The organism is Rhodococcus sp. 1R11, from assembly GCF_004563845.1.
Taxonomy (GTDB): domain Bacteria; phylum Actinomycetota; class Actinomycetes; order Mycobacteriales; family Mycobacteriaceae; genus Rhodococcoides.
The window spans coordinates 108,686-132,692 of sequence record NZ_SPNG01000003.1; the positions used below are offsets into that span (position 1 = coordinate 108,686).

23 protein-coding genes and 1 riboswitch are annotated in these 24,007 nt (G+C 65.0%); of the genes, 16 read left to right on the plus strand and 7 right to left on the minus strand.

The genetic code is table 11. The annotated features are described in order from the left end of the window. Positions 1 to 168 precede the first annotated feature (168 nt). From E4P29_RS06360 to E4P29_RS06370, 3 genes are read left to right on the plus strand one after another with little or no spacing between them, the layout of a single operon-like run. Positions 169 to 1,551 (plus strand): citrate:proton symporter, encoded by a 1,383-nt coding sequence (locus E4P29_RS06360; protein WP_135042915.1) that lies wholly within the window; start codon positions 169 to 171, stop codon positions 1,549 to 1,551. Between the two features lie 37 nt (positions 1,552 to 1,588). Next, positions 1,589 to 1,999, plus strand: coding sequence for a universal stress protein (locus E4P29_RS06365; RefSeq protein WP_135042917.1), 411 nt, complete (start codon positions 1,589 to 1,591; stop codon positions 1,997 to 1,999). Continuing rightward, positions 1,996 to 3,099 (plus strand): AbrB family transcriptional regulator, encoded by a 1,104-nt coding sequence (locus E4P29_RS06370; RefSeq protein WP_135042919.1) that lies wholly within the window; start codon positions 1,996 to 1,998, stop codon positions 3,097 to 3,099. The genes E4P29_RS06365 and E4P29_RS06370 overlap by 4 nt, the downstream gene beginning before the upstream one ends. 5 nt (positions 3,100 to 3,104) lie before the next feature. Here the strand turns inward: E4P29_RS06370 and E4P29_RS06375 are convergent, their stop codons facing one another. Together E4P29_RS06375 and E4P29_RS06380 are read right to left on the minus strand one after the other, a co-directional pair. Beyond that, positions 3,105 to 4,487, minus strand: a complete 1,383-nt coding sequence (locus E4P29_RS06375; protein WP_135043505.1) for a HAMP domain-containing sensor histidine kinase — start codon at positions 4,485 to 4,487, stop codon at positions 3,105 to 3,107. 26 nt (positions 4,488 to 4,513) lie between these two features. Continuing rightward, the gene (locus E4P29_RS06380; protein ID WP_135043508.1) at positions 4,514 to 5,221 is read right to left on the minus strand and encodes a response regulator transcription factor; all 708 of its coding nucleotides are present in this window, start codon (positions 5,219 to 5,221) and stop codon (positions 4,514 to 4,516) included. 151 nt (positions 5,222 to 5,372) lie between these two features. Between E4P29_RS06380 and E4P29_RS06385 the strand changes: the two genes are divergently transcribed. The 8 genes from E4P29_RS06385 (at position 5,373) to E4P29_RS06420 (ending at position 13,634) form a co-directional block, all read left to right on the plus strand. After that, complete coding sequence (locus E4P29_RS06385) at positions 5,373 to 6,323, plus strand: permease (protein ID WP_245154189.1); 951 nt, start codon at positions 5,373 to 5,375, stop codon at positions 6,321 to 6,323. Then, positions 6,320 to 7,054 (plus strand): TIGR03943 family protein, encoded by a 735-nt coding sequence (locus E4P29_RS06390; protein WP_135042923.1) that lies wholly within the window; start codon positions 6,320 to 6,322, stop codon positions 7,052 to 7,054. The genes E4P29_RS06385 and E4P29_RS06390 overlap by 4 nt, the downstream gene beginning before the upstream one ends. 45 nt (positions 7,055 to 7,099) lie before the next feature. Next, a riboswitch (guanidine-III (ykkC-III) riboswitch) is annotated at positions 7,100 to 7,163 on the plus strand. Positions 7,164 to 7,176: 13 nt separating this feature from the next. Continuing rightward, the gene (locus tag E4P29_RS06395) at positions 7,177 to 7,491 is read left to right on the plus strand and encodes a multidrug efflux SMR transporter (RefSeq protein ID WP_135042925.1); all 315 of its coding nucleotides are present in this window, start codon (positions 7,177 to 7,179) and stop codon (positions 7,489 to 7,491) included. Positions 7,492 to 7,523: 32 nt separating this feature from the next. Next, positions 7,524 to 8,327, plus strand: coding sequence for a hypothetical protein (locus tag E4P29_RS06400; protein WP_027495785.1), 804 nt, complete (start codon positions 7,524 to 7,526; stop codon positions 8,325 to 8,327). A 199-nt stretch (positions 8,328 to 8,526) separates the two neighbouring features. After that, positions 8,527 to 9,663, plus strand: a complete 1,137-nt coding sequence (gene chvE / locus E4P29_RS06405; protein ID WP_027495784.1) for a multiple monosaccharide ABC transporter substrate-binding protein — start codon at positions 8,527 to 8,529, stop codon at positions 9,661 to 9,663. 8 nt (positions 9,664 to 9,671) lie between these two features. Then, entirely contained in the window at positions 9,672 to 11,210 is a 1,539-nt protein-coding gene (gene mmsA, locus E4P29_RS06410) for a multiple monosaccharide ABC transporter ATP-binding protein (RefSeq protein ID WP_135042927.1), read from the plus strand. Beyond that, positions 11,207 to 12,535, plus strand: a complete 1,329-nt coding sequence (gene mmsB / locus E4P29_RS06415; protein ID WP_135042929.1) for a multiple monosaccharide ABC transporter permease — start codon at positions 11,207 to 11,209, stop codon at positions 12,533 to 12,535. Before mmsA ends, mmsB begins: the two co-directional genes overlap by 4 nt. Before the next feature lie 73 nt (positions 12,536 to 12,608). Next, positions 12,609 to 13,634: a LacI family DNA-binding transcriptional regulator gene (locus tag E4P29_RS06420; protein ID WP_135042930.1), complete on the plus strand. Its 1,026-nt coding sequence runs from the start codon at positions 12,609 to 12,611 to the stop codon at positions 13,632 to 13,634. On the opposite strand, the gene E4P29_RS06425 is transcribed toward E4P29_RS06420, so the two are convergent. Then, positions 13,619 to 15,190, minus strand: coding sequence for a helix-turn-helix domain-containing protein (locus E4P29_RS06425; protein WP_135042933.1), 1,572 nt, complete (start codon positions 15,188 to 15,190; stop codon positions 13,619 to 13,621). The two genes, E4P29_RS06420 and E4P29_RS06425, sit on opposite strands and share 16 nt — an antisense overlap. Positions 15,191 to 15,290: 100 nt before the next feature. Between E4P29_RS06425 and pruA the strand changes: the two genes are divergently transcribed. The 3 genes from pruA to E4P29_RS06440 all read left to right on the plus strand — a co-directional run bounded on the left by pruA (position 15,291) and on the right by E4P29_RS06440 (position 18,268). Next, positions 15,291 to 16,940 (plus strand): L-glutamate gamma-semialdehyde dehydrogenase, encoded by a 1,650-nt coding sequence (pruA, locus tag E4P29_RS06430; RefSeq protein WP_135042935.1) that lies wholly within the window; start codon positions 15,291 to 15,293, stop codon positions 16,938 to 16,940. Further along, complete coding sequence (locus E4P29_RS06435) at positions 16,937 to 17,881, plus strand: proline dehydrogenase family protein (RefSeq protein WP_135042937.1); 945 nt, start codon at positions 16,937 to 16,939, stop codon at positions 17,879 to 17,881. The genes pruA and E4P29_RS06435 overlap by 4 nt, the downstream gene beginning before the upstream one ends. Positions 17,882 to 18,079: 198 nt before the next feature. Next, positions 18,080 to 18,268: a hypothetical protein gene (locus E4P29_RS06440; RefSeq protein ID WP_027495777.1), complete on the plus strand. Its 189-nt coding sequence runs from the start codon at positions 18,080 to 18,082 to the stop codon at positions 18,266 to 18,268. 142 nt (positions 18,269 to 18,410) lie between these two features. On the opposite strand, the gene E4P29_RS06445 is transcribed toward E4P29_RS06440, so the two are convergent. Both E4P29_RS06445 and E4P29_RS06450 read right to left on the minus strand, forming a co-directional pair. Beyond that, positions 18,411 to 18,749, minus strand: coding sequence for an STAS domain-containing protein (locus E4P29_RS06445; protein ID WP_245154190.1), 339 nt, complete (start codon positions 18,747 to 18,749; stop codon positions 18,411 to 18,413). A 281-nt stretch (positions 18,750 to 19,030) separates the two neighbouring features. Beyond that, positions 19,031 to 19,510: a MarR family winged helix-turn-helix transcriptional regulator gene (locus E4P29_RS06450; protein WP_032374837.1), complete on the minus strand. Its 480-nt coding sequence runs from the start codon at positions 19,508 to 19,510 to the stop codon at positions 19,031 to 19,033. Between the two features lie 147 nt (positions 19,511 to 19,657). Here E4P29_RS06450 and E4P29_RS06455 point away from each other — a divergent pair, with 147 nt between their 5' ends. Beyond that, positions 19,658 to 21,712 (plus strand): MMPL family transporter, encoded by a 2,055-nt coding sequence (locus E4P29_RS06455; RefSeq protein ID WP_245154212.1) that lies wholly within the window; start codon positions 19,658 to 19,660, stop codon positions 21,710 to 21,712. Continuing rightward, on the plus strand, positions 21,709 to 22,338 hold the full coding sequence (locus tag E4P29_RS06460) for a lipocalin family protein (protein ID WP_135042941.1): 630 nt from the start codon (positions 21,709 to 21,711) through the stop codon (positions 22,336 to 22,338). Before E4P29_RS06455 ends, E4P29_RS06460 begins: the two co-directional genes overlap by 4 nt. 102 nt (positions 22,339 to 22,440) lie before the next feature. Here the strand turns inward: E4P29_RS06460 and E4P29_RS06465 are convergent, their stop codons facing one another. Further along, a complete protein-coding gene (locus E4P29_RS06465; RefSeq protein ID WP_135042943.1) occupies positions 22,441 to 23,052 on the minus strand; it encodes an FKBP-type peptidyl-prolyl cis-trans isomerase in 612 nt (203 codons plus the stop codon). A gap of 34 nt (positions 23,053 to 23,086) precedes the next feature. Continuing rightward, positions 23,087 to 23,941, minus strand: a complete 855-nt coding sequence (locus tag E4P29_RS06470; RefSeq protein ID WP_135042945.1) for an SDR family oxidoreductase — start codon at positions 23,939 to 23,941, stop codon at positions 23,087 to 23,089. Positions 23,942 to 24,007: the final 66 nt, after the last annotated feature.

Consider the following 24,007-nt stretch of genomic DNA (forward strand, 5'->3'; position numbering starts at 1 on the left):
AGCCAAGGCTAGAGCGAGAGCTGCTCGAGCACAATGCGCAAAAGGCTCTTTACGTCGCTTGCGCGGGTAGTGCGCACAACGGCGAACATGTGATGCCGGTTACGTAACTTCAGTCACAACACGTAGTCCAACCGGACCCACCTCACACATTTCGAGAAGGAGTGCACGATGTTGGTGATACTCGGCTTCCTCATGGTAGCCGCCTTCATGTTCTTGATCTTGACCAAGAGAGCCACGCCCGTCGTCGCACTCACCCTCGTCCCCGTCATCTTCGGTCTGCTGGCCGGTGCGGGACTCGGCATCGGTGACATGATCACCGACGGCATCAAGTCTCTGGCCCCCACCGCGGCCCTGCTGTTCTTCGCGATCATCTTCTTCGGAATCATGATCGACGTCGGACTGTTCGACCCCCTGGTGCGCGGCATCCTGCGTGTCGTGCGCAACGACCCGATGAAACTCGTTGTCGGAACAGCCATTCTGGCCATGGTCGTCTCGCTCGACGGTGACGGCTCGACGACCTTCATCATCGTCACGTCCGCACTGCTGCCGCTGTACCTCAAACTCGGTGTCAGCCCGGTCATCCTGACGGTCGTCGCCGGCCTCGCCAACGGCACGATGAACATCATCCCGTGGGGCGGCCCGACGGTTCGCGCTGCATCCGCTCTGGGCATCTCGCCGTCCGACGTGTTCGTCCCGATGGTTCCGTCGATGATCGTGGGCCTGATCATCGTGCTGCTCTTCGCCGTTCACCTCGGCATCATGGAGCGTCGACGCATCGGCAAGCTCGTCTACGAGCCCGAGCTGGTGGCCTCCGGCGGCGGAACTCTTCGCAAGGGCGGCAAGGGCACAGGCGGTTCCGGTACCGGCGGTTCGGACGGCTCCGGCGAATCGGGTCAGTTCTTCGACGGTCTCGACCCCAATCGCGACACGCTGCGCCCGAAGTTGCTCTGGTTCAACGCTGCTCTGACGGTCGTTCTCCTGGTCATCCTGGTCATGGACATTCTTCCCATCCCGGTGCTGTTCATGATCGCTGCCTCGATCGCGCTGACGGTCAACTTCCCCAAGGTCAAGGAGCAGGGTGACGCGATCGCTCGGCACTCGTCCTCCATCGTCTCGGTCGTCGCCATGGTGCTCGCCGCGGCAATCCTGACGGGTGTCTTCCAGGGCACCGGCATGGTCGAGGCCATGGCCGAGTGGCTGCTCAACGTCATCCCGTCGGGAATGGGCCCGTACCTGGCCGTCATCACCGGCATCCTGAGCATCCCGCTGACGTTCTTCATGACCAACGACGCCTTCTACTTCGGCATCCTGCCGGTGCTGACCGAGACCGCGAGCAAGTACGGCATCGACCCGGTCGAGATGGCCCGCGCCTCCATCACCGGTCAGCCCGTCCACCTGCAGAGCCCGCTGGTTCCGGCCATCCTGCTGCTGGTGACCCTGGCCGGAGTCTCGCTGGCCGATCACCACAAGAAGGTGTTGTGGCGAGCGGTCGTCGTCTCCCTTGCGATGCTGGCGGTCGGCATCGTCCTCGGTCAGATTCCGTTCGGCTGATCACCCACCCCACACATCGTCCGAAGGAGCAACTGACATGACTGTCGGCGTACTGCACAACAATTCACCCGAGGGCCGCGCAGCACTCGCGGCCGCCGTTCGAGAAGCTCGGATCAGAGAGACCGATCTGGTCGTCCTGCACGCACTCTCCGGATCGGCCGAGCCGTCCGCGGAGGCAGGCGAAACCGCTGCGGTCTCCACCGCAGTCGAGACGGCCCTGACCGACATCGACAACGCCGAGGGCGTGGCTTGGACCGTGGCGGTGGGTCGTCCCGATCCCGACGCCGTGAACACTCTGCTGACTCTGGTGGAGGAGCAGAAGTCCGAGATCCTCGTGGTCGGCTCCCGGCACCGCTCTGCAGTCGGCAAGTTCCTGATGGGACAGACCATTCAGCGCTTGCTGCTCGAGATCCCGGTTCCGGTTCTCCTGGTCAAGTCCGGAGCGTGAGTGTTGCCGACAAGGTGACGACCGTAGTGCGGCACAGCCTCCGATGGATCGGCCTCGCGGCCGTATCCGTCGGGGGCTGGGCCCTTTTCGCCGCTCTGGGCCTCACCGCACCGTCGCTGTTCGCCGCACTCGTCGTCGCCGTGGTGTTCGCACTGACCGGCTTGGGTCCGGCCGCTGTCCCCCGTCCCGCGTCCATGGCCGCGCAGGGCACGCTGGCGGTGACGATCGGACTCATGCTCGACACCGACACCCTCGGTGCGCTGGGAGAGAACTGGATCCCCGCGGTCACCGTCGGAATGGCCACCCTGATCGTCAGCGCCGGCTGCGGCGCCCTGCTGGCGCTGCACCGCGACGTCGATCCGGTGACCGGAGCACTGTCTCTGATTGCCGGTGGCGCAACAGGTCTGGTGTCGGTTGCCCGCGAGCTCGGCGGAGACGAGCGCATCGTCGCCGTGGTCCAGTATCTCCGCGTGGCGTTGGTGGTGGTCACCATGCCGTTGATCGTCACCTTCGCCTTTCACACCGACACCGGTGGCACGTCCGGTACCGACGAGGTGTCGACGACACCGTGGTACATCGGCACCGCCTTTCTGGTCGGTGCCATCGTCGTCGGAATCCTGCTCGCGAAGACGATCCGACTACCCGCCCCCGCCACGCTCGGGCCGCTGATCGTCGCCGGAGCCTGCGAGCTACTCGGCTGGCCCGTCGACATCTCCGTCCCGGAAGTACTGCTGCCGTTGGCGTTCATCGTCATCGGATGGCAAGCAGGACTTGCCTTCACCGTCGCCAGCCTGCGGGCAATCGGACGCATCTTCCCGTGGGCGGCGCTGCTCGTACTCACGATCGGTCTGATCTGCGCACTCCTGGGCTGGGCGCTGTCCGCCATCACCGGAGTCAGCATGCTGACCGGTTATCTCGCGACGACGCCCGGCGGGTTGGCCGCAGTACTCGCCGTGTCCGCGACGACGGGATCGGACGTCACGTTCGTCGCTTGCGTTCAGGTGATCCGGCTGGTGTCGATGCTCGTGGCCGCGCCCCTCGCTGCTGCCGCATACACCAAGATCGCCGAACGCAAGAAGGATCGGTCCATGGCTGGATGAGCGGATCAGTCTGCAGCCCTGGGTAGTTCGACCCGGAACGTGGCACCCGCACCGGGAGCACTTCGTACGTCCACGGTCCCGTTGTGGGCTGCGACCAGGGCTGCGACTATGGACAGGCCGAGCCCACTGCCCCCGCTCTCGCGGGTCCGTGAGGAGTCGGCGCGGTAGAAGCGCTCGAAGACGTGGGCTGCTTCCTCCTCGCCCAGCCCCGGCCCGGTGTCCTGCACCTCGAGCACCACCGACTCCTCGGTGGTTCCCACGCATACCGTGATCGATGCGGACTCGGGCGTGTGCCGCACTGCGTTTCCGACGAGGTTGGCCAACACCTGACGCAGCCGGGCATCGTCGCCGGCGACCTCGGGGATACCCGGTCCTGCAGATACTTTCAACGAGATGTCACGTGCGGGCGAGACGGCTTTCGCGTCGTGCACGGCATCGGCGGCGATGGTGAGCACGTCGACGCGACGTACCTCGAGGGGGCGCTGGGCATCGAGTCGCGCGAGCATGAGCAGATCCTCCACGAGCAGTCCCATGCGTGCCGATTCGCCCTCGATCCGCGTCATCAGCAATGCGATGTCGCTCATCGCCCCCTGCCGGTACAGTTCGGCGAATCCCCGGATGGTCGTCAGCGGAGTTCGCAGTTCGTGGCTGGCGTCGGCGACGAACCGGCGCATCCGATCCTCGGATGCCCGCGCTGCTTCTTCTGAGGCGGCGGTCGCTGCGAACGCCCGCTGTATCTGCGAGAGCATTCCGTTCAACGCCGCCGACAGTCGACCGACTTCCGTTTTCTCGCTGCGGTGGGGCACCCGCCGATGTAGATCGCCCGCAGCAATCGCGGCTGCCGTCGTCTCCACCTCACGTAACGGCCGCAGACTGCGCCGCACCACGAAGTAGGCCACCACACCCAACACCACCAATACCGCTGCCCCGATGTACAACTGGAGCACAACGAGCCGTCCAACGGTCAGTTGGTTGGCACCGAGCGACATTCCCACGGTGGTGGAACCCTGACTGTTGGTCACCGTGATGACCCGCCATTGTTTCCCTGGGTCGCCCTCGGAGCCGACCGTCGTCGGTCGATCGGCGCTGACCCCGGAGAGATCCGGAACGCTTTCTGCCCCATCGTTGATGGGGCCCCGCACGGTCCCGTCGTTCGCAACGGACCGAACGTAGAAGTTCGACGGCGGGCGACTCGGATTGGGCTCGTCGATGGGCGGGAAGGGGCGGGAGTCGGGTTGCGCCCACCCCCGGGATGCCTCGACCAACTGCTGATCGAGGCGGCGCATCAACGAGGTTTCCAGAGAAGAGGTCACCGCGACACCCGACGCGAGCAGTCCGAGCCCGACCAGCACCAGCAGGGCGGCAACCAGGGTGAACCGCAGCGGGATGTCGCCCAGCCGTGAGCGGAAGCCGGTCACCGCGGCTGCCGCATGACGTAGCCGACCCCCCGCAACGTGTGAATCAAACGGGTGTCGCCCGTGTCGACCTTACGACGCAGATACGACACGTACGACTCCACCACTCCCACCTCACCGCCGAAGTCGTAGTGCCACACGTGATCCAGAATTCGCGGCTTGCTGAGCACAGTTCCGGCATTGACCATGAAGTACCGCAGCAGTGTGAACTCGGTCGGCGACAGCGAGACCGGCTCGCCTGCCTTCCACACCTCGTGGGTGTCGTCGTCGAGTTCGATGTCCGCGAACGCAACTCGGGACGACTCCGTCTCCTCGGTCCTACCGGACCGGCGCAGAATCACTCGGAGCCGGGCCACCACCTCCTCGAGACTGAACGGTTTGGTGACGTAGTCGTCCGCACCGAGCGTCAGACCGGTCACTTTGTCTTCCACCGAATCTCGAGCCGTCAGGAACAACGCCGGAGCATCCACTCCGTCTGCACGCAGCCTGCGCAGCAGACCGAAGCCGTCCATGCCCGGCATCATGACGTCGAGGATCAGCGCCTCGGGCCGGAAGTTACGCGATCGGTCCAAGGCCTCGGGACCGGAGGACGCCGTCGCGACCTCGAATCCCTGGAACTTGAGACTGACCGCCAACAGCTCGACGATGGTCGGTTCGTCGTCGACGATCAGTACACGCGCTTCGGGTGTCTCGCTCACGGTGTCCATCATCGCGCGGGTTGCTGCTCGTCCGCTGGACTCTCGCTGTGAGGTTGCTGTGAGCCCCGAAGGAGAGGGGCCCGAAGAGAGGGCATGATGGATCTCGATGCTCCCTGCGAACACCGATCGCCGCGCGAGGCGCAGGCCGACGGTCACTTCCATGCATATATTCGCAACTCTGCTCGTATTGGGCATCGTGGCAGGTCCGTACCTCGCCGAGTGGGTCGCAGCCTCGCCTGCCCTGCGAACCGGAGCCACCGTCTTCACCGGGATCTTCGTGCAGGCGACGCCGTTCCTGGTGCTCGGAGTGCTCGTCAGCGGCGGCATTGCAGCGTTCGTCTCCCCGGCCGTGCTTCGACGTGTGGTCCCGAGAAACGAACCCGCGGCGGTCGGTGTGAGCGGACTCGCCGGGATGGCATTGCCCGGGTGCGAGTGCGGTGCTGTTCCCGTCTCCCGGCGGTTGATGGACCAGGGAATGCCGACGTCGGCGGCTCTGGCATTTCTGCTGTCGGCACCCGCGATCAACCCCGTCGTTCTGGTGTCGACGGCGGTGGCCTTTCCGGGTGAGCCGGCGATGGTTCTGGCCCGGTTCCTCGCCTCGCTCGCCACGGCTGTGGTGATGGGCTGGCTGTGGACGCGGTTCGGCAAGGCGGAGTGGATCACCGCACGGCTGGCCGATCGTGGTCACGATCACGAAGGCCCGAAGTGGGAGACGTTCCGCGAGTCGGCTCGCGCAGACCTGCTGCAGGCCGGGGCGTTTCTGGTGTTCGGGGCCGCGGCGGCTGCGGCCCTGCACCTGGTGATTCCCGATTGGGTGTACGAGCACCTGGCCGGTCAGCTTCTGCTGTCGATCGTGGTGATGGCCGTACTGGCGGTTCTGCTGGCGCTGTGTTCCGAGGCCGACGCGTTCGTCGCGGCCAGTATGTCGATGCTGCCGCTGCTGCCGCGTCTGGTCTTCCTGGTGGTCGGTCCGGCCGTGGATCTGAAGTTGATGGCGATGCAGGCAGGCAGCTTCGGGCGCGGTTTCGTCGTCCGCTTCGCACCGCTGACCTTCTTCGTGGCGATCGTGTGCGGCTCGGTCGTCGGCGGACTCCTGATCGGCGCGCGATGAAGCGCGAGGTGCAGAACGTCCTGCTGTTTCTCTTCGGTGGAGCGATCGTGAAGATCTCGCTGGACGGCAGCTTCGTTCGGTACGTCAAACCGTCGCTGCATCCGTATCTGCTGATCGCGGGCGTGCTGATCGTCGCCCTCGCAGCAGCCTCGATTGTCGCCGACATCCGGCGCGGTGGGCCGACCGACGGTCATGATCACGACGCACGCCCGTACTGGCTGCTGCTCGTGCCGATTGCGGTCATCCTCCTCGTCGCCCCGCCGGCGCTCGGTGTCTCGGCGGTCGGCGACCGGTCCGTCGACGTTGTCTCGACCCACGAGAAGACTCCCTTCCCGCCGTTACCCGACGGGCAGGCCCCGGACGTCCCGTTGCTCGACGTCGTACAGCGGGCCGTCCGAGATTCCGAGGGCAGCCTCGACGGCCGGGAGATCAGTGTCACCGGATTCGCCGTCGCGACGGCGAACGGTGGGTCGCCGCGCGTCGACGGCACGACCGACGGTCTCGACCTCGCCCGTGTCCTGATCATCTGTTGCGCGGCCGACGCACGGTCCATCCGACTTCACCTGGACTCGAATTCAACTGTGCTCGAGGATGTTCCGGACGGCACCTGGCTGCAGCTCACCGGCACCGTCGACGCGTCGACCGCGACCGAAGCCACCGCCTTCACCCCCACGATGACGGTCTCGACGGCCCGGCGAATCGACCCGCCGACGAACACGTATGCCTACTGACACCCGAGAGTCCGCGTCCCCGCCGCGGAAGAATTGGTACCGTCGTACAGGTCACTTCCGACAATCGGACGAGGCGCGCCGTACCCGAACAGCGACAAGACGGTGCCGAGAGGTGATTTCTCATGGCATGGCTGATTCTCGTCGTATCCGGCGTTCTCGAAGCGATCTGGGCGACTGCGCTCGGTAAGTCCGAGGGCTTCTCCAAGCTCGGACCATCGGTAGTTTTCGGTGTCGCGGTGGTGCTCAGCATGATCGGTCTCGCGGTCGCGATGCGGTCGTTGCCCACCGGAACCGCGTATGCGGTGTGGGTGGGCATCGGTGCCACCTTGACCGTGGCGTACGCAATGATCACCGGTGCCGAAACAGCGTCGTTCGTCAAAGTCGTACTTCTGGTCGGCATCGTCGGCTGCGTTGTGGGACTGAAGGTTCTTCACTGATTTTCCCGGCTACAAGCAGTTACAGTAAAACGATGAACTGGGTGTCAGCGATCACACTGCCCGCACGGGCCGGTTTGGCCATCGCCGAGCAGGCGATCGGCGTCGCAGAGGTCGCGTTGGCGACCACCAGGATGGCGTTGGCCACCGGCGCGTCGGGCACGGCCGGAGTGGCGTCGCTCGCCAATCCTCGCGGCGGCACGATGCAGCTGCTCACCCAGCTCGGCCAGCTCACCTCCGACGATCGCGCGTTGGGCAACGCTCTGAAGGAGGGCGGGCCACTCGACCGCCTGCTCGCCCAGGGCGGCGTCGTCGATCGACTCACGTCCGAGGACGGCACGCTCGAGCGCCTGCTGTCGCCGGGTGGGCCGGTCGAACGCATTCTCGCTCCCGGCGGCCCGCTGGACCGACTGCTCGCCGAGGACGGACCGCTCGAGCGCTTGCTCGCCGAAGGCGGTCTGCTGGACAGGATCACCGCCACCAACGGCCCCCTCGAACGCCTGACGGCGAAGGACGGTCCGCTCGAGGTACTGACGCGTCAGGACGGTTTGATCGAACGGGCCATCGCGGAGAACGGCATCCTCGAGACGATGCTGGCCGAGGACGGTGCGGTCGAGCGCCTGACGGCCAAGGGTGGACCGCTGGACCAGTTGGTCAAACTCTCCGAGACGCTGACGTCCGTGGCCCCGAACATCGAGCGCATGAGTATTTCGATCGACATCCTGCAGGATTCCGTGGAGATCCTTTCTGCGGCGGTACATCCGCTCGGCGAGCTGGTCGGCCGGCTGCCGAGCCGCTGGCTCAAGAGCGGCAAACAGTCGGTGCACGAGCTGCACTGACGGGCCGCGGCTTCGGCCCTTCTGCCGGTGGTCGTCGGCTCCAAATGTTAGCGCTCACACTGCTCACTCGGGGCGCAAAAAGAAAACTTTGACAATGCCGATGTTATCGCTCACACTTTCGTTTTGATGTGATGCGAACCACACGGGACCACCCGACGGCCTCCGCTTCACGGTCTACCTCACAACACAGGGAGAAACGATGAAGTTTCGAAAGCTATCCATGGCTACGGCCGCGGTGGCCCTCACCCTCACGCTCGGTGCGTGCGGATCGAGTACCAAGACCGCAGACGAGGCTCCGGCCGAGGGCGGCAGCACCGCAGGTGCGTTGATCGGCGTCACCATGCCGACGAAGTCCTCCGCCCGTTGGATCGCCGACGGCGACAACCTCAAGAGCGCGCTGGAGGGCCAGGGATACAAGGTCGACCTGCAGTACGCGGAGAACGACATTCCCACCCAGGTCAACCAGATCGAGAATCAGATCACCCAGGGCGCGAAGCTCCTGATCGTGGCCTCGGTGGACGGCACCGCCATCACCACCCAGCTGCAGGAAGCCAAGGACAACGGCATCGGTGTCATCGCCTACGACCGGCTCATCCGCAACTCCCCGGACGTCGACTACTACGCGACGTTCGACAACTACAAGGTCGGCGTCGACCAGGCCACCTCGCTGTTGGTCGGTCTCGGGCTGAAGAACGAGGACGGCACGGACAAGGCCGACGCGCCCGCCGGCCCGCTCAACATCGAGGTTTTCGCCGGTTCGCCCGACGACAACAACGCCACCTTCTTCTTCGACGGTGCCATGGAAACCCTGAAGCCGTACCTGGACAAGGGAACTCTGAAGATCGGCAGCGGCGAGTCCGACTTCGGCACCGCAGCCACCCTGCGCTGGGATCCGGCGACGGCTCAGAAGCGCATGGAGGATCTGCTGACCAAGACGTACTCCTCGGGCCAGAAGGTTCAGGGCGTGCTCTCCCCGTACGACGGGCTGTCGATCGGCATTCTGTCCGCACTCAAGAGCAACGGCTACGGAACCGCCGGTCAGCCTTACCCCGTCGTCACCGGGCAGGACGCCGAGGTGCCGTCGGTCAAGTCGATCATCGCCGGTGAGCAGTACTCCACGATCTACAAGGACACGCGCCAGCTGGCCGAGGTCACCATCCAGATGGCTCAGGCCATGCTGAACGGTCAGACTCCCGAGACCAACAACACCACCGATTACGACAACGGCGAGAAGGTCGTTCCGGCGTACCTGCTGCAGCCCGAGATCGTCTACAAGGACAACTACGAGAAGCTGCTCGTCGAGGGTGGCTACTACACCGAGGATCAGTTGAAGTGAGTTCGGCGATGACGAGCCCGATTCTGGAGATGCGCGGCATCACCAAAACATTTCCCGGCGTCAAGGCGCTACAGGATGTCACTCTCTCGGTGAATCGCGGCGAAATCCACGCGATCTGCGGCGAGAACGGAGCAGGTAAGTCGACGCTCATGAAGGTGTTGTCGGGTGTGTACGCACACGACACATTCGACGGCGACATCGTGTTCGACGGTCGGGCGTGCGAGTTCTCCGACATCCGGAGTAGCGAAGCCGAGGGCATCGTCATCATCCATCAGGAACTCGCACTGAGTCCGCATCTCTCCATTGCCGAGAACATCTTTCTCGGCAACGAGCGGTCCAAGCGCGGGTTCATCGACTGGAACCGAACGAATTCCGAGGCCGCAGCCCTACTGAACCGGGTAGGGCTGCGGGAGAATCCCGTCAACGTCGTGAGCGACCTCGGCGTCGGCAAGCAGCAACTCGTCGAGATCGCCAAGGCACTGTCCAAGGACGTGACCCTGCTGATTCTCGACGAACCCACTGCGGCACTCAACGATTCCGACTCCGCACACCTGCTGGATCTGTTGCGCGGTCTACGGGACGAGGGCATCACGTGCGTGATCATCTCGCACAAGCTCAACGAGATCGCGGCCATTGCCGACCGGACCACGATCATTCGGGACGGCAAGACCATCAAGACGCTGGACATGCGAGACCCCGACGTCACCGAGGATCGCATCATCTCGCTGATGGTCGGCCGCGATCTGGAGCACCGGTTTCCGCCCCACGAATCGACTGTGGGAGAGGAAGTTCTGCGCATCGAGGACTGGACCGTGCACAGTCCGACCCAGCAGGGCCGAACCGTCGTCGACAAGGCGAACCTCACACTGCGGCGCGGTGAGATCGTCGGTCTCGCCGGGTTGATGGGTGCCGGGCGCACCGAATTGGCCATGAGTGTCTTCGGCCGAAGCTACGGGATCGACATCTCGGGGCGGCTCTACAAGTACGGCAAGGAAATTCACGTCAAGTCCGTCAACGATGCCATCCATCACGGCATCGCCTACGCCACCGAGGACCGGAAACGGTACGGACTCAACCTGATCGACGACATCAAGCGCAACATCTCCACCGCGGCGCTGGACAAACTCGTGACGGGAGGCTTCGTCGACGACAACCAGGAATACAAAGTCGCCGAGGGCTTCCGGAAGAGCATGAACATCAAGGCACCGAACGTCTCCGCCGTGGTCGGCAAACTCTCCGGCGGCAATCAGCAGAAAGTCGTGCTGAGCAAATGGATCTTCAGCGATCCCGATGTGCTCATCCTCGACGAACCGACGCGAGGAATCGACGTCGGCGCGAAATTCGAAATCTATTCGATCATCAACCAACTCGCCGACGCCGGAAAGGCAGTGCTGGTGATCTCGTCCGAACTTCCCGAACTTCTCGGTCTGTGCGACCGGATCTACGCGCTGTCGGCCGGCCGGATCACCGGTGAGGTCGACCGCGAGGACGCGACCCAGGAATCTCTCATGCATCTCATGACCCGTGGAACAGGAGTACTTCGATGAACCAGCTGTCGACCGTTCGGGGGCTGCTCACGCGAAACCTCCGACAGAGCGGAATCTTCATCGCGTTCGCGCTGATCATCGTGCTCTTCACCGCGCTGACCGGCGGTCAGCTGTTGGTGCCGCAGAACATCAGCAACATGGTGGTGCAGAACTCGTACATTCTCATTCTGGCCATCGGCATGGTCGTCATCATCATCGCCGGCCATATCGACCTGTCCGTCGGATCGGTGGTGGCGGCCACCGGAGCCATCGCCGGTGTCCTCATGGTCCAACAGAACGTGCCGTGGCCACTGGCGGTGCTGATCACATTGATCGTCGGCGGCCTGATCGGTGCCTGGCAGGGTTATTGGGTCGCGTACTTCGGCATTCCCGCGTTCATCGTCACCCTCGCAGGGATGCTCGTCTTCCGCGCGGTGACTCTCATCGTCCTCGGCAACCAGGGCATCGGACCGTTCCCCGGACCGGTACGCACACTGTCCAACGGCTTCCTGCCCGGCTTCATGGGAAATGTGGGACTCGGACCCTTGGGTGGAGCAGATATCTTCACATTGCTCGTCGCGATTCTCGCGGTCGCCGGAATCGTGTTCAGCCAGTGGCGTTCTCGAACAGGCCGGCAGAAGTACGGCCAGACCGTGGACGCGATGCCGCTGTTCCTGATCAAGATGGCGTTCGCCGCCGCCCTGGTGCTGGCCATCGCAATCCAGTTGGCCCGCTTCAAGAACCTGCCCTACGTGCTGATTCTGCTCGCAGTGTTGGTCATGGGTTACTCCACGCTGGCCGGCAAGACCGTGTTCGGTCGGCACGTGTACGCCATCGGCGGCAACATTCACGCCGCGTCCCTGTCCGGTATCAAGGTCAAACCGGTGACGTTCTGGATTTTCGTCAACATGGGTGTCCTCTCGGCTCTGGCCGGAATCATCTTCGCCGGACGCCTCAACCAGGCCGGTCCCACTGCGGGCAACGGCTTCGAGCTCGACGCCATCGCGGCGGCGTTCATCGGTGGCGCAGCCGTCCAAGGCGGCGTCGGCCGCATCGTCGGCGCGCTGACCGGTGGACTCATCATCGCCGTGATCAACAGCGGCATGTCGCTCATCGGATCACCGAGCGAGAGAGTGCAATTGGTCAAGGGTCTGGTGCTGCTCGCCGCCGTGGCGTTCGACATCTGGACCAAGCGTCGTGCGGCGAGCGGTAAGGGCGGCAAGGGAGACAAAGCCGCGTCCCCCACCAGTTACCTGGGCGTACCCGTGCCCGCCGAGATGTTCTCCCCCGGCGAGCCCGGAAAGCCCGCACCGCCGACGTCTGCGTCGATGACGAAAACGACGTGATCCGGGCGGTGACGCGCCGATCCGGTCCGGGCATGCTGAGATGGTGTTCGACCACCGAAGGAGGATGCGTGCGATGACGCCGACCCGCGGACCGGCCATGACCGACGTCGCTCGGCTCGCGGGTGTGTCCCACCAGACCGTCTCTCGGGTCATCAACGGCCATCCCAACGTCACCGAGGCGACCAGAACGAGGGTCGAGCAGGCGATCGCGGAGCTCGGCTACCGGCCGAACACCGCAGCTCGCGCCCTGGTCACCGGCCGCAGCAGCACCATCGGGATCGTCGGCACCGGCAACGCTCTGTACGGGCCGGTGTCGACGCTCTACAGCGTCGAACAAGCCGCGCGACAGGCCGGATACTCCGTCGTCGTCGGCGTCCCCACCTCGTTCGACGAAGTGGCGATCAGCACCTGCGTCCGCAGATTGCAGAAGCAGGGCGTCGACGGCGTCGTCGTCATCGCGCCGCTGAGCACCGACGGCGGCGACATCGCCGAACTGGCCGCCGAACTGCCACTGGTGGCGGTCGAAGGATCGCCGGCCGGTGATCTGGCGGTCGTCTCGGTCGATCAGGTCGCCGGCGCGCAGTCCGCCACCACGCACCTGCTCTCACTCGGCCACCGCGCCGTCTGGCACGTCGCGGGCCCCTCGGGTTGGTACGAGGCGGCCGACCGCGTCATCGGGTGGCGCTCGGCCCACGAGCAGGCCGGTGTCGAACCGCCACTCGTTCTCGCCGGCGACTGGACCGCGAAGTCCGGCTTCGAGGCCGGCTGCCGATTGGCCGAGAACCCCGATGTCACAGCGGTGTTCGCCGGAAACGATGCGATGGCTCTCGGGGTGTTGCGCGCCCTCGAAGTGCACGGCCGAAAAGTTCCGACGGACGTCAGTGTGGTCGGTTTCGACGACGTTCCCGACGCGGAGTTCTTCTCCCCTCCCCTGACGACGATCCGTCAGGAATTCAGCGAGGTCGGAATCCGCAGCGTCGAAATACTCTTGGCACAGATAGATTCCGGCAACCGCAGCACCCGGCGCTCGCGTATCGAGCCGAGCCTGGTGATCCGGTCCAGCACTGCCGAGGCCCGTGACACTCACATCCGCAGCTGAATCTCCACCAACAACCGCGCGTCCGGATCGGACAGATCCAACTCCAGAATCTGCTCGACGCGTCGGATGCGGTAACGCACCGTGTTCGGGTGGATGTGCAGCCTCTCCGCTGCGGCACGCACGTCACCGAAGCACGCCAGGTACGTCTCGAGACTCTCACGCATCGCGCCGTCGTGGGTGGCGTCGTACCGGTCCAGCGCTGCGATGCGCGGGTCCCGTAACTGCTCGTGGTTGGAGATGATGTCGACGATCTCGCCCAGCAGCACAGACGTTCTCGACTCCGCGAGCGTGGTGACCCGAACGTCGCCGGTGGTCGCGTCCAGTACTCGGTCGACCTCGAACCGCGCTGCGGCCACCCCGTCGAGATCGGCGATCGGCGCGGCCACCGCAGCACGCAGGCACAGTCCGGTTCGAGTCTCGATGCGCGACAAGGCATCTGCGGTCCACACCGGAATCGCCGTCCCCGACGCAGCTCCCGAGAACAGTACGTAGATTCTCTCGCCGATGACGGTGACCAGCGAATCTCGCCTGAATGCGCTGGCGTGCAACCGAATCGACGGAGCCAGCGCAGTGATGTCGAATTCTCCACAGGCGGCGAATCCGACGACCGCGGCCGTCCCCGTGGTGGGAATCGACAGCGCCGCGGCCAGCGACGGAATGTCCACGCCGCCACCCCGCGCACCGAGCAGTCGCTGAATCTGCAGCGCCTCGTTGGTCGGAGCGTTCGCTATGCGGGTGATCAGCCGGGCGGCGACCGCCGACGCTCCGCGCAACACCGCATCGGCGTCCACCGACAGCGGACGGGCACCTTCCTGTACCCAGATCGTCCCCAGAGTCGTTGCCGCGCCGCTGATTCGACGTATCCCGACGGCAAGGCGTCGACGGATACCGAGTTCGGCATCGGCCGGGACGTCGATGACATCGTCGGTACGGCGGAGTCGATCGAACACCCCACGCTCGTGCAGACGGCGAAGGTAGTCGGCCGGTCCTTCTCGCCCCAGGATCGACAGGGTCCGCAACTCGTCGGCCGAGTCGTCCGATGCCGAGTACGCCAACACGTGCGAACGCTCGTCCTCGATGCTCACCATGCCCTTGGTCAGGGACGCGACCGTCTGCGCCAACTCGTACAGATCGGTGTCCGCTCCGAACAGCCCGTCGTCCGACGTCGGTGAGCGGGACTGGTCGAGGACCCCGCGCATCGTCGCCAGCAGCAGTTCCCAGCGGGTCTGGTGGTGCACCGCGACCAAGGCGATTCCGGTCTCTCGGGCAGCGTGGGCCAACGCGGTCGAGTCGGCCACTTTGGTCAGCACAGCGAGTGGCCTGTCGACCACCGGACGCAGCGCCAGGTCGTCGAACCACCGCAGTGCATCGGTCTCGGCGACGCCCACCAACAGGGTCAGATCGGCGGCCGTTCCCGGCGGTCGACGCAGGTCGTCGCCGTCGAGCAGAGCCACGGACTCGACGGTGATCTCGGTGCCCGCCGGAGCCACCACGAGCTCGACCACCGCGCTGTGCAGCGATGTCAGCAGAGAACGCAGCGTCACAGCATTGGCCATGCGGACAAGTACACCACGAATACTTTGGCCGATGAGCTGATTGAACGCGGCGTCGAGGCGACTTCAATGAGCAGCACACACCCGAGTGCGAGGAGTCACCATGGACGCGGTCACATCAGTTCCCACCCCGGTCAACGAGCCGGTCAACACCTATGCCCCCGGAAGCGCCGAGCGCGCCAGGCTGCGCATCCGCTTGGACGAACTGCGTGCGAACCCCGTCCGCATCCATCAGGTGATCGGCGGCGTCCACCGCGACGCCGCCGGCACCGATACCGATGTGGTGGAACCCCACAAGCACGCGTCGGTCATCGGTAGCTTCGCCGAGGCAACGCACCGGGACGTGCAGGACGCGATCTCCGCGGCGACCGCGGCCGCACCGGCCTGGCGCGATCTCCCGTTCGACGAGCGAGCCGCAGTGTTCCTGCGCGCGGCCGATCTCCTGTCGGGTCCGTGGCGCGAGAAGATCGCTGCCGCAACCATGCTCGGGCAGTCCAAGTCGGCGTACCAGGCCGAGATCGACGCACCGTGCGAGCTGATCGACTTCTGGCGGTTCAACGTCGCATTCGCACGACAGATCCTCGCCGATCAGCCGGTGTCGGCCCCGGGCGTGTGGAATCGAGTCGAGTACCGCCCGCTCGAGGGTTTCGTCTACGCGATCACACCGTTCAACTTCACCGCCATCGCCGGCAACCTCCCCACGGCACCTGCACTGATGGGCAACACGGTGCTGTGGAAGCCGTCGCCCACCCAGGCAGTCGCGGCGTACCTGACGCTGCAGTTGCTCGAAGCGGCAGGGCTGCCGCCGGGAGTGATCAACCTCGTCCTCGGCGACGGTCCGATGGTCTCCGAGGTCGCCCTGGCCGATCCGCGCCTCGCGGGCATCCACTTCACCGGATCCACCGCGACCTTCCAGACGCTGTGGCGCGAGGTCGGCAACAACATCTCGAACTACCACTCCTACCCACGGCTCGTCGGCGAGACCGGCGGCAAGGATTTCGTCGTCGCACACAGCTCGGCCGATCCTGACGTGTTGACCACGGCCATGATTCGCGGTGCCTTCGACTTCCAGGGGCAGAAGTGCTCGGCCGCTTCGCGCGCATTCGTGCCGAAGTCGCTGTGGGCTCGCATGGGTGAGACGTTCATCGAGCAAGTGTCGGCCCTGAAGTACGGCGATGTCACCGACCTGTCGAACTACGGCGGTGCCGTCATCGACCGAAAAGCGTTCGACCGCAACGCAGCTGCGCTCGACCGCGCGAAATCCGTGACCGGTCTGACCATTGCTGCCGGCGGAACGTGCGACGACACGGAAGGGTACTTCGTCTCTCCCACAGTTCTTCTCGGCGACGACCCCACCGACGAAGCCTTCACCACCGAATACTTCGGCCCCATCCTTGCCGTGCACGTCTACGACGACAACCGGCCCGACGCCTATGCCGACGTACTCCGCACCGTCGACACCGGCTCGAAGTACGCACTGACCGGGGCAGTCATCGCCACCGATCGCACAGCCGTCGAACAGGCCCATTCGGCACTGCGATTCGCCGCCGGGAACTTCTACGTCAACGACAAGCCCACCGGCGCGGTCGTCGGTCAGCAACCGTTCGGCGGAGCGCGTGCGTCGGGTACCAACGACAAGGCCGGCTCACCGCAGAACCTGTTGCGCTGGGCATCGGCACGCACGGTCAAGGAAACGTTCGTCCCGCCGACCGCACACGGCTACCCCCATCAGGAAGGCGAGGGCACACGATGACCACAGTGCTGAGCAACCCACTCCGGCCGGCTCTGCTGGCGGCCGCACGCTCACCGAAATTGCAGGCCACCGTGACGCGGCTGCGCGCCACGCGATCGCTCGTCGACCGCTTCGTCGCCGGAGAATCGGAGCCCGCCGTGGTCACCGCCGTCGATGCGCTGCTGGCGTCGGGACGATTCGTCTCGGTGGACTATCTGGGTGAGGACACCACCGACCGCACGCAGGCGACGGCCACCGTGCAGTCGTATCTGTCACTGATACAACGCTTTTCGATGCGTAGCACCGCCGAGACCACGCTCGAGGTATCGCTCAAACTCTCGGCCCTCGGTCAGGGCATCGACCGGACGTTGGCGCTCGAGAATGCGCGCGAGATCTGTACCGCGGCCGCAGCGGCGGGAGTGTGGGTGACCGTCGACGCCGAGGACCACACCACCACCGACTCGACCCTGTCCATCGTGCGCGAACTGCGGCAGGACTTTCCCGATCTCGGCACAGTGCTGCAGGCGTACCTCAAACGAACCGAGGCCGACTGCCGGGAACTGTCCGGACCGAGATCTCGCATCCGCCTGTGCAAGGGCGCATACAACGAGCCCGCGTCGGTGGCGTTCCAGGGTGCACGGGACGTCTCGGACTCCTACCTGCGGTGCCTGGAGGTACTGATGAACGGCAGCGGCTACCCCATGGTCGCCTCCCACGATCCCGAGATGATCGAGGCAGCGGAAAAGCTCGCCGCGAACACCGGACGGTCCGCGGCCGACTTCGAATTCCAGATGCTGTTCGGAATTCGCGACCAGGAACAGCGGCGACTGGTCGACGCCGGCAAGCACGTGCGTGTCTACGTGCCCTACGGAGAGCAGTGGTACGGCTACTTCATGCGCAGACTGGCAGAGCGGCCGGCCAACCTGATGTTTTTCGCGCGGTCGCTTCTTTCGCGGACGTAGGGGGGTCACCGACGACCACGGATGCTGGCAAACGCGCGCGCGTTTGCCAGACGCCCGCAGAATCTCGTCGTATTCGACGCCAATTCGCGTGCGTTCGACGAATGCGCGCGCGTTTGCGGCAATTCGGGACCCGAATGCCAGCTTCCCTCGGCGTTTCCACCTGGATTAGGTTGCGCAACATCGGGGCACCCTCACCGCATGGCAAATTACAGAGTTATCGACCCGCATGGAACCGTCGTCGCCACCAAGGACATCACCAGTTCCGAGGACGCACACGCCTGGTTCAAGGACAGCCGCGCCGACAACGAGGAGTTGGGCTGGCGCCTCGAAGTCGAGCACGACGGCGACTGGGCATTCTTCAGCGACTCGGAAGGCACCAAGGACTAGACCTCGGTGCATCCACACGACGATCGGGCGGTCCCATTGATTCACGGGACCGCCCGATCGTGATGCGGGGGGGGCAAACGACAGTGGGCAGCCCCTGTGCAGGAGCTGCCCACCTCTTGTCGCGGCGATATCGCCGCCAGTTCTATTGGTCGGTTGTCGGTCGGGAAGTCGGAATCGTCGACTCGAGGTCGGCAACCTGCAGCAAACGGGTCACCGACCGGCTTGCCACGATCGACCACGAAGCGCCGATGCCTGCCGTGTATTCACGAACTGCATCGAAGACGGTGAGTCCGGCGATGCCGAAGAACTCGACATTGGACAGGTCGAGAGTCAGATGCCGTTTGCTGGACACGCGACTGCAGACGAAATCGGAGAACATCGGTGCGCTGCGCATGTCGATGTCGCCGTGGACGGCGACGACGAGTGAGCCGTCAGTGCCGTCGTGCGCGGTGAAGATGGCTCCGGTTGCTGCAACGGACACGGACTTCTCCGCGACGCTCACCGAAGTGGTTCGAACTTTGTTGCCTCGTGATTCAACACTCATGGCAGATCCCATCGATCGGTCGAACTGAAGGGGAAACCGATCCACGCAACGGGAGCAGAATTTCTCGCCTGACCCGGACGCACACTTCGCTGCGTTTCCCCGTGACCGGCTGTTAGCTCAACCACGGCCAACCCTACGGCACCGGCATGCTCGGAGTCCAGCATTGGCACGATGCCGGGCCCCCACCAGCGGTTCGAACATCCCGATGCGCACGCGGGCTACGAGCGGGTGCTGTTTCCCAGGTCGGCGTGATGTTCGCGCATGGCTCCGATGAGCGCTTCGAACACCCGGTGCGCAGCATCGAGATCCGAATCCGGTAGGTCCGCCAGGGCGGTACTGGTGCGCGCTCCCAGCGGTCCGAAGAACCCGCGAGCAACCTCCATACCGTGCTCGTCGTAGCGAAGTATGACTTTGCGTCGGTCCGACGCGTCGGATTCGCGTCGGATATGGCCGGACGCAATCATCCGCTCCACCAGATACGTCATCGCCGCGGACGACAGTCCGAGCATCGTGCCGAGCTCCCCCGCAGTGAGGGGCGCGCCCTCGACGTCGGCGACCATCACATGCAGCAGAGCGCGAAAATCGTTGGGCCGCAAGCTGTGCAACGCGCCGAATACCTGTCCGATCTGTTCCGACACCGACGACAGCGCCCGAAGATCCGCCGATATCGCGGATTCGAGGTGGTTTCGGTCGGTCATGGCGGTGGTAACTCCTTCGCTGCGGTCATGGTCAGACTACTGCCCGCAAGAGATTCAGTTGCTTAATATCTAAGTAAATGAGATTGTTTCTTCGTGGACAGCACCCATACCGAGACCACCGCCGCCTGGGACCGCATCGCTGCGGCCGTGACGCATCGTCGATCGTGGGCGCTCGCCCTCGCCATTCTGATTCTCTCGATTGCCGTGATCGGGCTCGTCGGGAGTAACGATTCTGCTGGTCAGTCGCCGAACTCCTTGCCGACCTCCGCCGAGTCCTACCAGGTCGACGAGCTGCTCTCTCAGTTCCCGGACTCCGACACCGCACCGGTGATCCTCGTTCTGAGCCGCGTCGACGGCGGTGACCTGACCCCGGCCGATACCGAGGCAGCCGGTGCCGCACAGGCCAGGCTGCTCACCGTCGACCGATCGGTGCCCGACGAACCTGGACCCCCTCCGATCGTCGCACCGGACGGGAAGGCCGCAATCGCGTTTGCTCAGGTGAACTCGGAACTGTCCGGCTTCACCCTGAACGACCTGATCACGAGCCTCCGATCCGCGGCGACGGACGGCCTACCGTCCGATCTGAACGCCCAGGTCACCGGCGGGCCGGCATTCGGGGCCGACATCGCGAACTCGTTCTCCGGGGCCAACTTCACGTTGCTCGCCGTCACCGCACTCGTGGTGGCAGTGCTCCTCATCGCCACCTACCGATCGCCCATTCTGTGGTTGGTTCCGCTTGCCGTCATCGGTTTCGCCGATCGGTTCGCCTCCACCGTCGGCACGGCCCTCGCCCAGGCGACCGGGCTGTCGTTCGACGGCTCGACCTCGGGGATCACCAGCGTGCTCGTCTTCGGCGCAGGCACCAATTACGCCCTGCTGTTGATCTCTCGTTACCGCGAGGAGCTCCGCCGAGAGTCCGATCACCGGCTCGCGTTGCGCCACGCCGTTCGGAACGCGGGCCCGGCCATCCTCGCCAGTAACGCGACGGTTGTCCTCGCACTGCTGACTCTGTTGCTCGCCATCCTCCCCAGCACTCGCAGCTTGGGAGCGCTGGCCGCGGCCGGCCTCGTCGTCGCATCGGTGTTCGTGCTGTTCGTACTGCCGCCGTTGTTGGCGCTGTGCGGCCCGAAGCTGTTCTGGCCGTTCGTCCCCAAGCCGTCCGATCGCGACACCACCACCGAGGGCGTCTGGCATTCGGTCGCCGCCGGTGTCGCTCGTCGTCCGGTGGCGACCGCGTCCATCACGATCGCCGTACTGCTCGCCTGCTGCGCTGCCCTGGTGGGCACGCAGATCGGGCTGTCGCAGACCGAGCAATTCCGGGTGAGCGCCGAATCCGTCGAAGGCTTCGAGACTCTCTCGCAACACTTTCCGGCCGGATCCGCCGACCCGATGACGGTTCTCGCACCCACCACTGACATCGACGGCGTCGTCGCCACCGTCCGGGACGTCGACGGCGTCGTCTCGGTGGATCGGGTTGCCGATTCCGATACCGGACTGACCCGGCTGTCGGTGGTCACCGACGCGGCCCCCGCCTCCGACGAATCCTTCACCGTCGTCGAGAACCTTCGGTCGGCCCTTGCGGGTGTCGACGACGCACGAGTCGGCGGCAGTGACGCCAAGGCCCTCGACACCACCGACGCTGCCGCCCGCGATCGGCTCGTGGTGATCCCGGCGATCCTTGCGGTCGTCCTACTCGTGCTGTTGATACTGCTTCGCGCTGTCGTCGCACCGTTGATTCTCGTCGCCACCACGGTCCTGAGTGCAGTGGCCGCCATCGGGATCGGTAGCTGGGTGAGCCTGCACGTCTTCGGCTTTCCCGCGCTCGACGACAACACTCCCCTGTTCGCGTTCCTGTTTCTCGTCGCACTCGGTGTCGACTACACCATCTTTCTGGTCACGCGGACCCGGGAGGAGACGGCTCGGCACGGCACCAGATCTGCGATCGTGCGGGCGGTCTCGGCCACCGGCGGCGTCATCACCAGCGCGGGAATCGTTCTGGCAGCAGTGTTCTGCGTACTCGGCGTCCTACCGCTGATCACCCTCACCCAGTTGGGAATCATCGTCGGTCTCGGCATTCTGCTCGACACCTTCGTGGTGCGCACCGTCGTGATTCCCGCCCTGTTCACCCTCATCGGCCCGGGGATTTGGTGGCCGAGCACGATCGACAACGAGACGACCGCAACCAAGGAGCGAAATTCATGAAGGTACGTACGATGTTGAGCCGCACCGCAATTGCCGGAGCAGTCGCCGCAGGTGCCCTGCTCGCCGCGGCCCCGGCGCAAGCGCAACCGGTCGGCCCTTTGGGGTCGGTCGGTCTCGAGCCGCTGGCACCGATCCCGTCACTCGATGTCGAGCGGTACCTGGGCACCTGGAACCAGGTTGCCGCGGTGCCGCAGCCGTTCAACTTGATCTGCGCCCGTGACACGCAGGCGAACTACCAGATGATCGACGAATCCAACATTCGCGTCGAGAACACCTGCACCACCTGGACCGGTGGCGAGAACCGCATCGTCGGCAATGCTCGGGTCAACGACACGGTCACCAAAGCCCAACTGCACGTGAGCTTCCCGGGCGTCCCCACGCAGGAGAGCCAGGAGGGGCCGACCAACTACATCGTGGCCTACATCGCCGACGACTACTCGTGGGCGTTCGTCGGAAGCCCCAACCGCACGTCCGGATTCGTGCTCAAGCGCACGCCCGATGTCAGCGTCGAGCAGTTCCGCGAGATCCGCAGCGTCGTCGAATCGCTGGGTTACGACTCGAACTTCATCACCACGACGCCCACCCCGGGCGGCGCAACCACGATTCAGCAGCTCTCGACCGTGTAGAGCGGCGGAGCCGCAGTGGCGTGGTTATGTGCCGCAGAGGGCACGCGGGAGTGGAGCCCGCGGAACGACCCAGAGACATAACCACGCCACTGTCGGAGGCACTCAGCTCGCGGAGAGTATCGAGATAGCGAAGATCAGGCTGTCGCCCTTCTCGATTCCGGCTGACGGATTGCCGGTCGCGTAACCGTCGTCCGATGTCACCGCAACGGCAACGGTCGAGCCGACGGTCTGCCCGGCGATGGCTTTCTGGAAGCCCGCCACCACGCCGGTCAGTGGGAACTCGACCGGCTTGCCGCGCTCGAAGCTGCTGTCGAACGTCGATCCGTCGCGTCCGTTGACGCCCACGTAGCAGACGGACACCTCTGCATCGTCGGCGACGACCGGGCCGGTACCTGCCTTCAGCGTCTTCACCTGCGTCTCGGCGACACTGAACGGGGCTTCGACGGTGACGGCCGGGGCCGCTGTGTCCGTCGATCCGGTCACGGCGATGCTGCCGGTGTCGCCCGCCAGTGTCCACTCCGGGGTGGCCGACGGGTCGGGTGTCCCGGTGGGGCAACTACTCGAAGCCGTCGCATCAGTAGAGGACGTCGCCGCGGACGTCGTCGGCGACGTCCCGGAATCCGAGTCGGAACTGCATGCACCCGTCAACAGGACGAGTGAGGTGGTGGCGGCCAGGAACAGGGTGCGGGTCGAGGTGAGTTTCACGGGGCCCACGCTACAAGCGGCACACGAGGCCCCGTGTATCCCGTCAGATCGCGGGGCGGAACACGTCGACAACCGGGGTGGATGCCCGGCCGATCAACGCCTGCAGGTCACCGGAATCGGTGTCGAGTTCCCCGCGAGAGATGCCGGCATCGGCGCTGGCCAGCATGGTCGCCACGAAATCGGGCAGTCCTGCACCCTGCAGAATCGAGGCGTACTCCGACTCGGCGACGTCCTTGTAGACAACCGGCTTCCCGGAGATGCGGGCGACGACGTCTACGAGTTCGGGGTAGGTCAAGCGCTCGTCCCCGCCCAGCTCGTAGATCTTCCCGCCCTGGTTCTCGAGAGTCAGCACAGCCGCGGCAGCGGCGGCGTAGTCGGCGCGAGAGGCAGCGGCGATCTTGCCGTTCCCGCCTGCACCCAACCATACTCCGCTGTCGATGGCCTGGCCGAGCGAGCCCAGGTAGTTCTCCCAGTACCAGCCGTTGCGCAGAAACACTGCGGGAATCGGCGAGGCCGTCAACCGCTCTTCGGTGGCCTTGTGCTCGGGTGCGAGGCTGATGCCGGAGGTGTCGGCAGCGAGCACACTCGTGTACGCAATGAGACCCACTCCGGCCGCCTCGGCGGCGTCGATGACGTTGTTGTGCTGCGCAATTCGCTGGCCGACCTCCGATCCCGAGATCAACAGCACCTTCTCGACACCTGCGAACGCAGACGTCAGCGCGTCGGTGTCGCTGTAGTCGGCCACCCGCACCACCACACCGCGCTCGGCGAGTGCGGCTGCCTTGTCGGCGTTGCGTACGACGGCGACGATGTCAGCAGGTGCGACGCCGCGATCGATGAGTGCGGCGACGACGAGCCCGCCGAGATTGCCTGTCGCTCCGGTGATGGCTGTGGTCATGGAAACGCTCCCGAGGTTGAAGTATCAAGTTCCGTTTCATCATGCACTTACTTTTCGTGCAGTGCA

Excerpts from the sequence above, each read along its gene's own strand:
- pruA (WP_135042935.1), top strand. The coding sequence starts at position 15,291 with ATGGACGCGGTCACATCAGTTCCCACCCCGGTCAACGAGCCGGTCAAC.
- mmsB (WP_135042929.1), top strand. The coding sequence starts at position 11,207 with ATGAACCAGCTGTCGACCGTTCGGGGGCTGCTCACGCGAAACCTCCGA.
- E4P29_RS06440 (WP_027495777.1), top strand. The coding sequence starts at position 18,080 with ATGGCAAATTACAGAGTTATCGACCCGCATGGAACCGTCGTCGCCACC.
- E4P29_RS06385 (WP_245154189.1), top strand. The coding sequence starts at position 5,373 with ATGCATATATTCGCAACTCTGCTCGTATTGGGCATCGTGGCAGGTCCG.
- E4P29_RS06400 (WP_027495785.1), top strand. The coding sequence starts at position 7,524 with ATGAACTGGGTGTCAGCGATCACACTGCCCGCACGGGCCGGTTTGGCC.
- E4P29_RS06460 (WP_135042941.1), top strand. The coding sequence starts at position 21,709 with ATGAAGGTACGTACGATGTTGAGCCGCACCGCAATTGCCGGAGCAGTC.
- E4P29_RS06435 (WP_135042937.1), top strand. The coding sequence starts at position 16,937 with ATGACCACAGTGCTGAGCAACCCACTCCGGCCGGCTCTGCTGGCGGCC.
- E4P29_RS06360 (WP_135042915.1), top strand. The coding sequence starts at position 169 with ATGTTGGTGATACTCGGCTTCCTCATGGTAGCCGCCTTCATGTTCTTG.
- E4P29_RS06390 (WP_135042923.1), top strand. The coding sequence starts at position 6,320 with ATGAAGCGCGAGGTGCAGAACGTCCTGCTGTTTCTCTTCGGTGGAGCG.
- E4P29_RS06420 (WP_135042930.1), top strand. The coding sequence starts at position 12,609 with ATGACGCCGACCCGCGGACCGGCCATGACCGACGTCGCTCGGCTCGCG.
- E4P29_RS06450 (WP_032374837.1), bottom strand. The coding sequence starts at position 19,510 with ATGACCGACCGAAACCACCTCGAATCCGCGATATCGGCGGATCTTCGG.
- mmsA (WP_135042927.1), top strand. The coding sequence starts at position 9,672 with ATGACGAGCCCGATTCTGGAGATGCGCGGCATCACCAAAACATTTCCC.
- E4P29_RS06395 (WP_135042925.1), top strand. The coding sequence starts at position 7,177 with ATGGCATGGCTGATTCTCGTCGTATCCGGCGTTCTCGAAGCGATCTGG.
- E4P29_RS06380 (WP_135043508.1), bottom strand. The coding sequence starts at position 5,221 with ATGGACACCGTGAGCGAGACACCCGAAGCGCGTGTACTGATCGTCGAC.
- E4P29_RS06365 (WP_135042917.1), top strand. The coding sequence starts at position 1,589 with ATGACTGTCGGCGTACTGCACAACAATTCACCCGAGGGCCGCGCAGCA.
- E4P29_RS06470 (WP_135042945.1), bottom strand. The coding sequence starts at position 23,941 with ATGACCACAGCCATCACCGGAGCGACAGGCAATCTCGGCGGGCTCGTC.
- E4P29_RS06425 (WP_135042933.1), bottom strand. The coding sequence starts at position 15,190 with ATGGCCAATGCTGTGACGCTGCGTTCTCTGCTGACATCGCTGCACAGC.
- chvE (WP_027495784.1), top strand. The coding sequence starts at position 8,527 with ATGAAGTTTCGAAAGCTATCCATGGCTACGGCCGCGGTGGCCCTCACC.